General features: G+C 40.8%; 15 protein-coding genes and 1 tRNA gene. 6 read left to right on the forward strand and 10 right to left on the reverse strand.

Annotated elements, in window-relative coordinates; genetic code table 11:
* Positions 1-403: 403 nt before the first annotated feature.
* The 4 genes from fcmC to H6G68_RS04590 all read right to left on the reverse strand — a co-directional run bounded on the left by fcmC (position 404) and on the right by H6G68_RS04590 (position 4214).
* Positions 404-892 (reverse strand): filament morphology membrane protein FcmC, encoded by a 489-nt coding sequence (gene fcmC / locus H6G68_RS04575; RefSeq protein WP_190905567.1) that lies wholly within the window; start codon positions 890-892, stop codon positions 404-406.
* Positions 893-900: 8 nt separating this feature from the next.
* Positions 901-2049: a filament morphology actin-like protein FcmB gene (gene fcmB / locus H6G68_RS04580; protein ID WP_190905568.1), complete on the reverse strand. Its 1149-nt coding sequence runs from the start codon at positions 2047-2049 to the stop codon at positions 901-903.
* Between the two features lie 234 nt (positions 2050-2283).
* Positions 2284-2907 carry a DedA family protein gene (locus H6G68_RS04585; protein ID WP_190905569.1) on the reverse strand — a complete coding sequence of 208 codons (624 nt, stop codon included), beginning with the start codon at positions 2905-2907 and terminating at the stop codon, positions 2284-2286.
* A gap of 224 nt (positions 2908-3131) precedes the next feature.
* Positions 3132-4214: a Gfo/Idh/MocA family protein gene (locus H6G68_RS04590; protein WP_071190235.1), complete on the reverse strand. Its 1083-nt coding sequence runs from the start codon at positions 4212-4214 to the stop codon at positions 3132-3134.
* Between the two features lie 524 nt (positions 4215-4738).
* On the opposite strand from H6G68_RS04590, the gene queC reads away from it, so the two are divergent.
* Positions 4739-5419, forward strand: coding sequence for a 7-cyano-7-deazaguanine synthase QueC (gene queC / locus H6G68_RS04595; RefSeq protein ID WP_190905570.1), 681 nt, complete (start codon positions 4739-4741; stop codon positions 5417-5419).
* Positions 5420-5686: 267 nt separating this feature from the next.
* On the opposite strand, the gene H6G68_RS04600 is transcribed toward queC, so the two are convergent.
* Positions 5687-7039, reverse strand: coding sequence for a CNNM domain-containing protein (locus H6G68_RS04600; protein WP_190905571.1), 1353 nt, complete (start codon positions 7037-7039; stop codon positions 5687-5689).
* A gap of 54 nt (positions 7040-7093) precedes the next feature.
* Positions 7094-7795, reverse strand: a complete 702-nt coding sequence (locus H6G68_RS04605; protein WP_190905572.1) for a hypothetical protein — start codon at positions 7793-7795, stop codon at positions 7094-7096.
* A 317-nt stretch (positions 7796-8112) separates the two neighbouring features.
* Here H6G68_RS04605 and H6G68_RS04610 point away from each other — a divergent pair.
* Positions 8113-8185: transfer RNA gene (locus H6G68_RS04610), tRNA-Ile, on the forward strand.
* Positions 8186-8669: 484 nt separating this feature from the next.
* Complete coding sequence (locus tag H6G68_RS04615) at positions 8670-9218, forward strand: GNAT family N-acetyltransferase (protein WP_242045134.1); 549 nt, start codon at positions 8670-8672, stop codon at positions 9216-9218.
* Between the two features lie 288 nt (positions 9219-9506).
* On the opposite strand, the gene H6G68_RS04620 is transcribed toward H6G68_RS04615, so the two are convergent.
* Positions 9507-9941, reverse strand: a complete 435-nt coding sequence (locus H6G68_RS04620) for a hypothetical protein (RefSeq protein WP_190905573.1) — start codon at positions 9939-9941, stop codon at positions 9507-9509.
* A 101-nt stretch (positions 9942-10042) separates the two neighbouring features.
* On the opposite strand from H6G68_RS04620, the gene pyrE reads away from it, so the two are divergent.
* From pyrE to H6G68_RS04635, 3 genes are all read left to right on the forward strand, one after another.
* On the forward strand, positions 10043-10660 hold the full coding sequence (gene pyrE, locus H6G68_RS04625; RefSeq protein ID WP_190905574.1) for an orotate phosphoribosyltransferase: 618 nt from the start codon (positions 10043-10045) through the stop codon (positions 10658-10660).
* 168 nt (positions 10661-10828) lie between these two features.
* On the forward strand, positions 10829-11053 hold the full coding sequence (locus H6G68_RS04630; protein ID WP_190905575.1) for a DUF433 domain-containing protein: 225 nt from the start codon (positions 10829-10831) through the stop codon (positions 11051-11053).
* Entirely contained in the window at positions 11050-11391 is a 342-nt protein-coding gene (locus H6G68_RS04635; protein WP_190905576.1) for a DUF5615 family PIN-like protein, read from the forward strand. The genes H6G68_RS04630 and H6G68_RS04635 overlap by 4 nt, the downstream gene beginning before the upstream one ends.
* Positions 11392-11461: 70 nt before the next feature.
* On the opposite strand, the gene H6G68_RS04640 is transcribed toward H6G68_RS04635, so the two are convergent.
* The 3 genes from H6G68_RS04640 to H6G68_RS04650 are packed head-to-tail and all read right to left on the reverse strand — an operon-like array spanning position 11462 to position 12361.
* Positions 11462-11674 carry a hypothetical protein gene (locus H6G68_RS04640; RefSeq protein WP_190905577.1) on the reverse strand — a complete coding sequence of 71 codons (213 nt, stop codon included), beginning with the start codon at positions 11672-11674 and terminating at the stop codon, positions 11462-11464.
* A gap of 46 nt (positions 11675-11720) precedes the next feature.
* Positions 11721-12134, reverse strand: coding sequence for a PIN domain-containing protein (locus H6G68_RS04645; RefSeq protein ID WP_190905578.1), 414 nt, complete (start codon positions 12132-12134; stop codon positions 11721-11723).
* Complete coding sequence (locus H6G68_RS04650) at positions 12134-12361, reverse strand: hypothetical protein (protein ID WP_190905579.1); 228 nt, start codon at positions 12359-12361, stop codon at positions 12134-12136. The genes H6G68_RS04645 and H6G68_RS04650 overlap by 1 nt, the downstream gene beginning before the upstream one ends.
* Positions 12362-12604: the final 243 nt, after the last annotated feature.

A 12604-nucleotide genomic window follows, 5' to 3' on the forward strand; every position in this document is an offset into this window, starting at 1 on the left:
ATTGCAGATCAATGAGGCTTCGCCGTGAGCGTCAGCCGATAGCTTGCGTGGCGTAGCCATACGGTACAGAATCAAAATTGAAACCTAGACACCAAGCCAGTTTTACTCCTGACTCCGGTCACTGAGCGTAGTCGTTCGCGAAGCGTCTCGTTCACGTAGTGTCTCCGACAGGAGAAGAGAAGTGCTGACTCCTGAATTCTGCTGTAGTCATAAAAACATTAAACCCAGAACTGGTTTTATAGTTCTGGGTTTAATATCAAGTCCGGCTAATTGCTGATCATAAAACTCGACCAGTCACCGCGTCTCCGTGTCAGTCCTAATGATAAGTAACCGGACACAATATAACTGGCTCTCACCCTTCCCGCTCTATTTTACTAAACACGCTTCAAAAGTTGCTTGTTTCTTAGAAATCATCTAGATACTGACTCAGACGACTAATTACAGGGTCAACCTCTTGCGGAGTAGGATCGGGAATAGAAACAGAATTGTTAACCGCTTCTACTGCTGGTACTGATGAACCTGGAGACTGATTATATACTCCTTGATTGAGCATAATTGCCAATTGTGCCACTTGTTGACTAAGTTGCAAGATTTGGCTTTCCATCGTCTCCAAACGATTAGATTCCTTAGCAAAAAAACGTTCCTCAAGTCCAGCCATTTGACGTTGCAACTCACCGATTTGTTGTTCCATCGGCAGTGATGCTGTATTCGGAGAAGGTCGTACAGAGTCCGGTACACATAAAGCTTGCCACAAAGCCTCTTTACAGAGGTCGCTGAAAGTCTTTTCGGGCTGTGCCTCCAAGTAACTTTCCACCTGTGCTAACAAGCTCTCATCAGCAATTTCTGGATTAAAAGTGACGGATTTAACTACCTTTTTTGACCATTGGAACATCAGTTTTATTACCTAGCAGCGCGAACAGCAGACACTTGTGCCTCCCCGTAAAGATACTGCCCCAAAGCGTTAGCTTGGCGGGAGGGTGCAGCCAGATGGGCATTAATCTTGGCTTCTTTGAGTAGACGTTGTACATCTTCCCAGAAGAACTCTCCACCACCACCAGTGATAATCACATCAGTCACACGCTCTGGTAACCAAGCCAACACGCGAGAGCAAATTTCTCGTGAAAACTGCTCTGTCAGGTTAGGAAGAAAATCGTCTAGGTTTGTAGGCTTGCTTGCACCTTTAGGACGATAAAAACGCTCACCTTTGGGCTTGTTAACAGCAGAAATCAATGCGAGAGATTGACTATCAGCCCCTTCTATTTCCTTAGCCACCAGGTCATAAAACTTGTTCATGCCAAAGTCTTCACTTTTAGAAAGTCCTCTGGCAAAGCGGAAATTATCCACCATGATACAATCAATGGTTTGATGGCCAATATCGACAATTCCCACTGATATTTTCGTAAAATCGGGAGATGTTGCTGCTTTATTAGGTTGAGCTTCAGACCACAGCAAACTGCCGTAACCTTCTGGCATCACCCAAACCTTAGTGATATTCAACGACAAAGATTCCCCACGGAAATTTAAGACATGGGGACCACTTACCAGGCTGATTAACTGTGCTTTTTCTTTTTCAAATTGCTCTAAAGACAGGAAAGGCAGACCCAGTATAACGGAGATTTCGTCTTTGAGTTTAAAGTAGCCAGCACTTGCCAAAACTTTTACCAGTGCGTCTTCTACCTTAGATTGTCCGACTCCTAGATTCGCGCCAAAATCCGCTGCTAACTGTCCTACTGCGAATCCAGTACCTTGATATTCCAGCCACAAATCCATCAAAGGATCTGTTGCCTTAGATTCAAACACCCCACCCCGTATTTGTTCCATTGACATTTGCTTGACATTGGCAGGGATGAAGGCCACATTACCAGGTTCGCGGCTCACACAAGTTTTGGTAGAGGTTCTACCTAAATCAACACTGAGAATGTTTTTCCCCGAACTACTGCTTGGTAGCTTGTTGGCATTAGGATTATTATTTAGTGGGGTTGATGCTACTCGGTTCATGGGAATAGCAGCAGCATTCATCGGATTGGCTACGGGAGGTTGGTCTGTCATAAAAGCTCCTAGTGGTGACTTAACTGTAAAAACTTATCATGCCCATCTTACAAAAATGCGAGCTACGAAAAATTCTAAGTTGGGTCAAGTGTAACTAGAAATACGTCTAAAATTATTGCAGGTTATACCTGCGGTAGGCTGTGCTAACGTGAATTTAGCATTTTTTGACATCATAAGTGTAGGCGAATTTTGCACAGATGTAATCTTTAATTGCACACTAACAGCGTTAGTGCTTCACTTGCTAGTGCCTTTGCGCTTGCGTTTGAGTACCCAAAAAGCAAATATCAGAACCAGACCCCCAAGCACTATTTTGGATACAGGCGCAAGGTATTTGTCCACAAGTTCATACTGGCTACCTAACAAGTATCCTGAATATGTGAGCAAACCGACCCAGGCAGCACTACCCAGGGTTGTGTAGAATAAGAAAGGCAACAAGGGCATATTGCTGATGCCTGCGGGAACAGAAATCAAAGTGCGGATTCCCGGCACAAGACGACCAATTAACACTGCTTTGCTGCCTTTTCTGTCAAACCAGCGTTTAGCCTTGGAGATGTCCTGGCTAGATATACTCAGCCACTTACCATACTTGTCAGCCAAAGTTTTCAAGCGTTCTTCCCCCAAAAACTTACCAGGATAGTACCAGATAAGTGCGCCCAGAACAGAACCTAAAAGTCCTGCCAAAAATACGCCCAATATATTCAGTTTTGCTCCTCCTGGCTGATATGGACTAGCTGTAAATCCTGCCAGTGGCATAATCAATTCTGAAGGTATGGGGGGAAAGAGATTCTCTATAAACATCAGCAGAGCTATTCCCCAATAGCCCCAGACTTTGATGGTATTAGTTATCCATTCAAGCATTCATTCGATTCCTAAATTTTTATGTATATAAGCTTAATCGCATAGTTGGAATTTGAGATTGCTTATCAAAACTGGGTGTCCTAACTGGGGAGTTAAAAATATAATTAGTAATTATTCAATCCCCAATCCCAAATTTAAGTAAGTTGGGGAGAAGCGAAGACAAAATCAAATTTAATCAAATTTAATCAAATTTAAAATTAAATTTTGCCTTGCTTCCCCATTTTCTAGGCAGTTGGGGTTAATGATTGTACTCTGGATTCCGATTGCCAGTCTAATGGGTTCCAAACCCGTTCTTCCACAGCCATCTGCTCGATTAAACTGGCTAATCTTAAAGCTTTTAGAGCTTGTTCGCCACCAACCGAAGGCTGATTGCCACCATGCACACAGTTGACAAAATGTTCTAACTCTGCACTTAAAGGTTGAACGTTACTGGTATAGACTTTTTCTATCAAACCATCTTGCCTGTAAAGGACTTGCCGATGGTCGTTGAGAGAATTGGTGTTAGTTTGGCGATGAATCAAAATTTCATTCTTGAGAAAATCTGCTTCAGTGAATGAGTTTTTGCAATGGGCGACAATGCGGCGAATTTTGCGGTGAGTAACTTTACTAGCCGTCAGAGTAGCGACGACACCATTAGCAAAACCCAAAGTTGCAGTCACATAATCTAAATAACCAGAGTCTAGGGAACGAGTACCATTAGCTGTCAATTTCACCACGGGAGAACCAGCTAATTCTAGAAGTAAGTCAATGTCATGGATCATTAAATCCAGCACCACTGAAACATCATTAGCTCTGGCTGAATAAGGACTCATCCGATGAGCTTCTAGCGCCAGTACTTCCTCTGTTTTGAGGACTTGGCTCAATTCTCTAAATGCTGGATTAAAACGCTCAATATGACCTACTTGCAAAATACATTGAGACTCAGCAGCAGCATTCACCAGGGACTCTGCCTCGGAAATACTCGCAGCGATTGGTTTCTCAATCAAAACATGAATTCCGGCTAACAGGCAGTTGATACCAACGGCATAATGTAAGCGGGTGGGTACAGCAATACAAACTGCGTCTACATGGGGTAACAGATCGGAGTAATCTTCAAAAAAACGGACTTTGTACTTGCTGGCGGTTTCTAAGCCCCGCTCAACGTTAATATCTGACACCCCTATCAGTTCAACATCTTTCATTGAACTCAAAACGCGGGTATGATGTTGTCCCATGTTACCCACCCCAATCACGCCTATGCGGATTGCTCGTGGCTGGTTGCGCTGTGAATATAGATTTGGTTCTGCCACTGACATGCTATTTTGCACTATTATTTTCTCCTCAACCACCAAATTTAGAGCCGCTACGGTCGTTGGCCTTTATACTCAAGTACCATGTACGATCCGTCTAAAACCATCCAGATGGTAACATAGTGGTTCTATTTATGAAGAATTTCAAAGTTTGTGTTCAGTTCCCACTATCTGGCTATCTTTTGGATAGATAGTTCTTCATTGCTCTATTTTTTGTAAATTACAAAAAAGACAATGTGTTGTTTTGTTGACTTTACAAGCGCTGTAAGACCTAAGTGGAAATTCACAGGTGGCAGTGAGGCAGTTAATTACTGAGATAACTACTCATTTTTACCCCTGGCAAATTAATCACGCTTATTGCTAGTAAAATTACAAACAGTTAAATAACTAACGCTGTGAGTATAGTTTTCAGCAAGATAGTTACTTGCGATACCGGGAATTAATTTATTTTCATATTTATTGTTTTGTTTGTTGCATTTTGTTGATTGTCTCACCTTTTGGGTGAAATTGGTGTTAATGATTTTCTAGGGCTATTTTGAGTGATGAAAGCTGTAATTCTGTTGTCTGGGGGATTAGATTCTTCTACAGTTCTCTACCAAGCCAGGGCGGATGGTTGTGAATGTTACGCCATTTCCTTTGATTATCAGCAGCGACACCAACGAGAGTTACAGTCAGCCCTGCTAATTGCTCAAGCATCTGGGGTAGTAAAACATCAGGTAGTGAATTTTGATTTACGGCTATGGGGTGGTTCAGCGCTTACGGATAATGCGATCGCTCTACCTCAGGAACGGTCTTTAGATGAAATGTCTCAAAACATTCCTGTCACCTACGTCCCTGCCCGTAATACCATCTTTTTAAGCTTTGCTTTGGGCTATGCTGAAACTATAGGCGCTCAACGTGTCTACATCGGGGTTAATGCCTTAGATTATTCTGGATATCCTGATTGTCGTCTGGATTATATCCAAGCTATGCAAGAAGTCTTTCGCTTGGGAACCAAACAAGGAAGAGAAGGACAACCAATTGAAATTGTTGCACCGCTGATTAATTTGAAAAAAACTGAAATTATCAAATTAGGCAACCAGTTGGGTGTACCTTGGGAGTTAACTTGGTCTTGCTATGCTGGTGGTGATGTTGCCTGTGGTGTCTGTGATTCCTGTCGCTTGCGTTTAGCAGCTTTCGCTGAATTGGGATTAAAGGATTTAGTTCCCTATGCTCAGTACTGAGTACCGAGTACCAAGTACCGAGTATTGAGTATTGAGTATTGAGTATCGAGTATTGAGTACCAAGTATTGAGTATTGAGTATCGAGTATTGAGTACCAAGTATCGAGTATCGAGTACCAAGTATCGAGTACCAAGTACCAAGTATTGAGTACCAAGTATTGAGTACCGAGTATTGAGATCAGGAGAAAGAATTAACTATTGCAAAACTGAATTACGAATGACGAATTATTTAATTTTTTTCCCTTGCTCCCTGCCTCCCCCAATTCTTCTACCTGTCACCTTCTAAACGTCTAATTTGGATTTGGTGTAGGCGTGGTCCAATGACTAACATGACGGTGAATTCAAGATTTTCATAGTTGAAGATTTCCCCTTTAGCGGGGATTCTTTGCCATTGATAGAGCAGAAAGCCACCCAAGGTCTGATATTCCCTCATCAATGGTAAATCGAGGTGTAAGACTTCGTTGAGTTCTTCCAGATTTACCTGCGCTTGCACTAAAAATGTTTGCTTGTCTAACATTTGGATCAGCAAGTCGTCGCTGCTTTCTGATTCACCTGCATTACCAATAATTTCGGCAATTACATCTTGGATTGTCACCAATCCTACAGTACCGCCAAATTCATTCACCACAATCACCATAGCTGGTTTCTCTTGCTGCATCATCGGCAATAGTTCGCTCAAGAGTGTCTGTTCAGGGACAAACCGGGGGGGACGCATCCAAGATTGGATTTGTGTCTCTAAACTCAGCTTTCCCGCAGCTAAGGGTTTTGCTAAATCTTGGAAATAAACAATGCCACGAATGTCATCTAAAGATTCGCCAATAATGGGATAACGGGAATGACCAATGGATGTAATTTGCTCAAGCAATATGCCAAAGGTGGCATCTTCTGGTAAAGCGATAATGCTAGTACGGGGAATCATCACGTCTTCTGCTGTTATCTCCCCAAACTCAAAGACGTTATTCAGCAGTTTTCGCTCTGATGACTCTAAACCTGTTGATTCTCGTTCTGTTGATATAATCAGTTGTAATTCTTCTGGGGTGACTGGGGGTCTCCAACTTTGACCTGTGTATTGAATACCAAATAATCGCAACAGGTTGCGAGTGGATTGGTTGAGAATCCAAATAAAGGGACTGAAAAAACGAACAATCGCTTTAACTGAAGGTCCGAGAAATCTTGCCAGCTGTTCTGAATACAGCATAGCCACCGATTTAGGAAATAGTTCCCCAAACACAATTTGCAAATAAGCAATCAACAAAAAAGTAATTGGCACTGATAGAGAATGAGCAAAGAAGTTACTCACTTCTATAGGTAAAGACCAAGATCTCAACCAGGCATCCATCAGTACAACAATCGTACCTTCTCCAATCCAACCTAGTGCCAAACTAGAGAGAGTAATCCCTAACTGAGCAGTAGATAGCAGCCTGTCAATACTACGTTGTAACATTTCCACTGCGATCGCTGGTATGTCACCAGCCTGAACCAGCTGGTGGATACGTGTTCGCCGCACTGTCACCATTGAAAACTCCGCCGTGACAAAAAAGGCATTAATAGCAATCAGCAGTAGCACTGATAACAATCGTAACCCTACATCTGTCAAACTTAAATTAGGAAAACCGCTCACCGCTCAAGCTCGTGTAAAACTTACGCCGATACTAAAACGCTAACAATAGCATTTCTATTTTTCCACAGGAATATCTGACACCTGTAATTTCAAGTTTTGAGCAGGATAATCCGTCAGCGCCAGTGATATATTCCTCACATCATCAAGTAAAGCTGTGGGAATGCTGACTGTACCTGTAAATGTCGAACTATTGGCAGGTAATTCTGCGGGTAAACCCTCTGTGATAGCGCTCAGTGTTCTGCCTTTATCATCAGTAACATCTAGGAAACTATACAAGAAGCGCACAGAATCAGCACCTTTGTTTTGCATATTTACTTTTAGTAATAAATCACCGCCAGAGTAACGAGCAGATTGTACAGACAGAGTGACACCTTCGCTTTCAGCCGCAACCGGAAATCCAGGTTGAAGTTTTTCCGAAATCACCGCTTGAGGCGTTTCTTTAGGTTCAGGCTTCTGGTTTTTGATCTCTTCTTCATCTTCATCTAGCTTTTTTGTGTTGCTAGTATTGGCATTACTCTCAATCCGCGACTTGACCGTTTTGAGAATATCAACCTCCTTTAAAAGGGTTATTCCACCCTGTTGGGCGTTATTGCTCTTATTGCTGGCAAATTTAGTGGTGGGACGACCATCGGGCGAGGTAACACCCTTGAGAGCAGAACTTCCCATCGTGAAGCCCAAAAACGCACTCACAGAACCTGATCCCAACATCAGGGTTAACAAAATCAACGTCAGAACTACAGTGGAATTTATTTTCATCGCTGACAAGCTATTACATAAGAAGCCTAGTCTATTTAAGAGTATTGAAGCTTTAAACCTCAATCCTCAAAGGAACTTAATCAATATTAGTCTGCTCTATTTCCTATTGACACTCCCCATGCCTAAAGCCATTTGCTCTGCTTGGCATTGATTATCTGTCATATTTTAAATTTAGAATCGGCTAATATTTTTTTCAATTGTTCAAAGTTGTAAAATCATGCTATATTTACAAGAGTGCATTTTCCTCTAGAAGTAAAATCACAATCAAAGATTGACATTGAAGTTAATCTAGGCTAGACCAAAATCTAACACAACGAGCGCCTTTGGCCGATTGGGGAGGCAACGAACTCATAATTCGTCTTCAGGCTGGTTCGATTCCAGCAGGGCGCATTTAATATTTATCTCGCTATAATCACGCTTCTGGAGTAAGAGAGTAGCTACTTTCTCTCAGTATTATTTCAATCTATTGTATTCCTAAAACAACTACTTAGAGGTAACTATCCGATTGAGAGAAAATTATTACATATGAATATTTGTATAAGTTTGTATTATTAATTTCTAAAAAACCTATCTGATCAATTTATTAAGCATTAACCTTTACACAATAAGAATATGAACTTGGAAATTGCTCAATCTGCCCTGAAATACTACCACCTTTTCAGTCATGCCTGTGTTATTTTCTTGGGTCAAAGTTAAAACACCACATGAAGCTATCGCATAGAACTCACGAATCACATTCCTAGCGATCGCTTCCAGCAAACCCTTTAGAAGATAGATAATTGAGGCTATCGCCTTTGACTTAGAGTGGAATCTGGAGTAATTTTTCCTGAATATCAAAATTAATTAAGCCACATTTGGACTATAAACTCTAATCATGACAATACTTGAAAAGTTGAAAAACAACATAATGATTAGAATTGTTGAAGCGGATCTTACTTTAACTGAACATGCGGAAGCGATGGTTCAATTAATGGATGTGTATGCGCTTGACCCGATGGGTGGTGGTCAAGGTTTATCTGACTACGTTAAGGAAAATCTCCCATCAGAGCTAGCAAAGAGAGAATCCGCTCATGTCATTCTAGCCTTTGTCGATGCTGAACCCGCAGGGCTTGTTGTCTGCTTAGAAGGATTTTCTACGTTTGCGTGCAAGCCTTTGCTGAATATCCATGATCTCATTATTGCTCTACCCTACCGTAGGAGAGGCTTATCTAAACTGCTGCTACAGAAAGCAGAAGAGATCGCATTTGATTTGGGATGCTGCAAACTTACTCTAGAGGTACTGGAAGGAAATCATGTTGCCCAGTCTGCATACAAGTCGTTCGGATTCATTGGCTATGAGCTAAATCCCCAGATGGGCAAGGCATTATTCTGGGAGAAAAAACTAGGAAAGGTGCTTGACAAAGCCAAAAGTTCCAGCAATTGAAAGACTGTTGAAACATAACAACCACGTTGCAGCCGACCACTCAAAATAGGTAGTGATGTCAGAACCAGAAGTTAACAAACCAATGCTTAAATGTGGAGGATTAATTAAGTGTACCGCATTACACGGAAAGTGCTGTATACTTTGCTCAAAAGCAAAACTAACAACATAACAACAATCGCTAAAAGCGATAAAATTTAGATGCGTTTCCCCTGGAAGTCCCTTAGAGTAAGTCTTGAGTCCTGAGAGTAACTAAATCACTACTCAGCACTCAAGGAACTAACAGCCCTCTTAGCGAGAAGTAAAACTTTCAAAACGGAATTCAGTCCCGACTTTGAGCTTATTAGCATTGTAGCGGGGAGACATCAACAGAGAAGAATCGTAAGGATTCGGTAAATCTGGGGTGCGAAGATATGGATCATTCATAGCCTGTTGGGTAAGAAGATCACGATAGACAGTATTAACCAACTCGGCATCTTTGGCAATTTCATTGTCAGGGAAAGTAGTTCCGAACTTCTTCCCAGGCCCAATTAAAGAATCTACTTGACGCTGTAAACTGCCATTGTCGTAGAAGTTAGGATCATTACGAAAATAAGCTCTCTCGAAGGTATCATTTATTGGTGCATAATTGTCTGTTTGCGTTTGAGCAGATGCCATTAAAGGAAAAGCGCTACTAGTGGCTAACAGTACTAACAATCCACTCAAGGCTTTAGATTTTATACTCATGTTAACTACTCCTCAATTTTTGGGCGAATCTTAATTTATGCTTAATTTCAGAACTCACATGAGTTCAATCTTTGGTGTAGCACAACTTTTAACAGCTTGTAATGACTTATTCTACTGAAACCTCTACCTATTCAGATATTTGGGCAGATACTACAGATTTAACTACTCTGCGTCAGAAGTTACTAGATTTATTTTGCCAACTTGCTTATCAAGAAGGTGATTTTGTTCTCTCTTCTGGACAACGTAGTTCTTACTATATTAATGGCAAACAGGTAACTCTTCATCCCCAAGGTGCTGTGGCTGTCGGCAGGTTGTTGTTACCCATGCTACCTGAAAATACACAAGCTGTAGCAGGTTTAACGCTGGGGGCTGATCCTATTGTGTCAGCGGTGAGTGTGGTTTCTGTCTATGAAAATCGTCCTTTACCAGCTTTGATTATTCGCAAAGAAGCTAAAGGTCATGGGACAATGGCTTATATTGAAGGTCCCACTTTGCGAGAGGGTGCAAATGTGGTGGTTTTGGAAGATGTGGTGACGACTGGACAGTCTGCACTCAAGGCTGTGGAGCGTTTGCAAGCTGCGGGTTATACTGTGGATACTGTAATTTCCCTGATAGATAGGCTGCAAGGGGGAGCAGAGTTATATCAGTCTGCTGGGTTGAAATTTGAAGCCTTATTTACAATTACGGATCTTCAGGAACGGTATCGAGAGGTAAATTAAGTTTTTTTAACGGAGAGAGACGCGGAGGAAATTGCTGTGTATTCCTTCGTGTTTCTCTGCGATCGCATTTGAGTTGTCAGTTCCCTAGATTCAAGCAATTTTATAATATCAAAATTTATAAAAATCATGGTAAAATATTGTTTTATAGTCAAATATTTAATTAAATTAATGAATGAATTATTGACTCGCATTACGCAAGTTCCTGGTCAATGTGGGGGTCGTCCTTGCATTAGAGGTATGAGAATTAGAGTCAGTGACATTTTAGAAATGTTAGCGGAAAATGTCACCGTTAGCGAAATTTTAGAAGACTTTCCCGATTTAGAACCAGAAGATATTCAAGCTTGTCTTGTGTTTGCTGCACGACGTACTGATTTTGTGCGGTTGACAGCATGAAGATTTGGATTGATGCACAGTTACCCCCGACATTGGCAAATTGGTTAACAAATACTTTTTCTATAGAAGCATTTTCATTAAGAGATATTGGGTTACGTGACGCGAAAGATATCGAAATTTTTGAAGCTGCAAAAATCGCAAATGTCATCATCATGACGAAAGACAGTGATTTTGTTGATTTGGTTTGTCGGTTAGGAATACCTCCTCAAATTATTTGGCTGACTTGTGGAAATGTTACTAATCGTAATTTGCGTCAGCTTCTGACAATTACTTTACCTGATGCGCTGGAACAATTACGTCAAGGAGAAATGATTGTGGAAATAAGTAATAGTCGTTAATCGTTAAATAATTACGATTTAGGTTTAATCTCAAATTCATGGCTTGTTGAATACTTAAACCGCATAAACTTTAATCATTAGAAACTGATTGATTTAGTCCTTCCATGAGAATTTCCCCAGCCCCGAAGTTGTTATAAGGCGTTGGCAGGTGATATGTTTTAAATGGTTCTAATGGAGAAATATCTTCAGCGGTGTCTAAATCTTCTGCAAGGATGCGAATTAATTTGAGTTTTTCCGGTGCTGAAAGTTGTCGAATTGACGGGAGTAAATCGGTTAGTGTCATATTTTGCCGCTCGATGTTTCTAAGGGAGATCAGAGTCAGAACTACCTTATTCTAACTGTTCCAATAGCTGACGTACTGACAACACGGGTATGGCTGAATTAGAAAAGCCTTTCCTATCACGAGTAATAATCGCGTCTAAACCTTGGTAAACTGCACAGTAAATTTGGACTGCATCTTCAAAATCTGCTAAACCAGATGCAAAAGCTGCTTCTAAAATAGCCCGGTTAACAGAACAAATAACCATAATAGTTAATGTCGTTGAAATCGCTTGTCTAGCTAGTTCAATACTTTGAGTTTGTCTGCGAGCAATGTAGAAAATGTCAGTTAGTGTTGTTGCAGTCACATATCCAATTAATTGCCCAGAATCAATTGCCTGAAATAGCATTTCCGCATCTGGCAAAAACGGTTCTCTCTCTAATAAGTAATCTAAAATAATATTGGTATCAATCAGAATTTTCACTAAAGATACTTCTCAACTCGATGTTCTTCTAACATTGCATTCACCTGTTCATCGGTTGGTGCTGGTTGATTAGTTTTTAATAAACCTTTCATTTGTTTGATGATGCGAGTCCGTTCAGATTTTTGACTGGGTTGATTTTGCAAGGATTCGATAATTGCACGGACGAGTTCTAAGCGATCGCTTTCAGGTAGTTGAAAGGCTTGTTCTTTAAGCTCTTGCAGTGACATAGAGGTTATTTTAACAAAGGCTATTACTTAAATTTGGGTATTATTCTATTTTATCTTATTCTATTCTATTTTATCTTCTATTTTATCTTATTCTATTCTATTTTATCTAATAGCGATTGCTGCGGATCTCTTCGTGATCGCTCTCCCCAAAATTGCACAAACACTGATTTCTCATATCCATCATGGTATTTAAGCTGGTTTAAGATATAAAACCTATGTATAAAAACCACAATAACCCTCTTT

The organism is Anabaena catenula FACHB-362 (genome assembly GCF_014698735.1).
Lineage (GTDB): Bacteria > Cyanobacteriota > Cyanobacteriia > Cyanobacteriales > Nostocaceae > Anabaena > Anabaena variabilis_A.

Excerpts from the sequence above, each read along its gene's own strand:
- H6G68_RS04620 (WP_190905573.1), bottom strand. The coding sequence starts at position 9,941 with ATGAGTATAAAATCTAAAGCCTTGAGTGGATTGTTAGTACTGTTAGCC.
- fcmB (WP_190905568.1), bottom strand. The coding sequence starts at position 2,049 with ATGACAGACCAACCTCCCGTAGCCAATCCGATGAATGCTGCTGCTATT.
- H6G68_RS04615 (WP_242045134.1), top strand. The coding sequence starts at position 8,670 with ATGACAATACTTGAAAAGTTGAAAAACAACATAATGATTAGAATTGTT.
- fcmC (WP_190905567.1), bottom strand. The coding sequence starts at position 892 with ATGTTCCAATGGTCAAAAAAGGTAGTTAAATCCGTCACTTTTAATCCA.
- H6G68_RS04635 (WP_190905576.1), top strand. The coding sequence starts at position 11,050 with ATGAAGATTTGGATTGATGCACAGTTACCCCCGACATTGGCAAATTGG.
- H6G68_RS04585 (WP_190905569.1), bottom strand. The coding sequence starts at position 2,907 with ATGCTTGAATGGATAACTAATACCATCAAAGTCTGGGGCTATTGGGGA.
- H6G68_RS04650 (WP_190905579.1), bottom strand. The coding sequence starts at position 12,361 with ATGTCACTGCAAGAGCTTAAAGAACAAGCCTTTCAACTACCTGAAAGC.
- H6G68_RS04640 (WP_190905577.1), bottom strand. The coding sequence starts at position 11,674 with ATGACACTAACCGATTTACTCCCGTCAATTCGACAACTTTCAGCACCG.
- H6G68_RS04605 (WP_190905572.1), bottom strand. The coding sequence starts at position 7,795 with ATGAAAATAAATTCCACTGTAGTTCTGACGTTGATTTTGTTAACCCTG.
- queC (WP_190905570.1), top strand. The coding sequence starts at position 4,739 with ATGAAAGCTGTAATTCTGTTGTCTGGGGGATTAGATTCTTCTACAGTT.
- pyrE (WP_190905574.1), top strand. The coding sequence starts at position 10,043 with ATGACTTATTCTACTGAAACCTCTACCTATTCAGATATTTGGGCAGAT.
- H6G68_RS04630 (WP_190905575.1), top strand. The coding sequence starts at position 10,829 with ATGAATGAATTATTGACTCGCATTACGCAAGTTCCTGGTCAATGTGGG.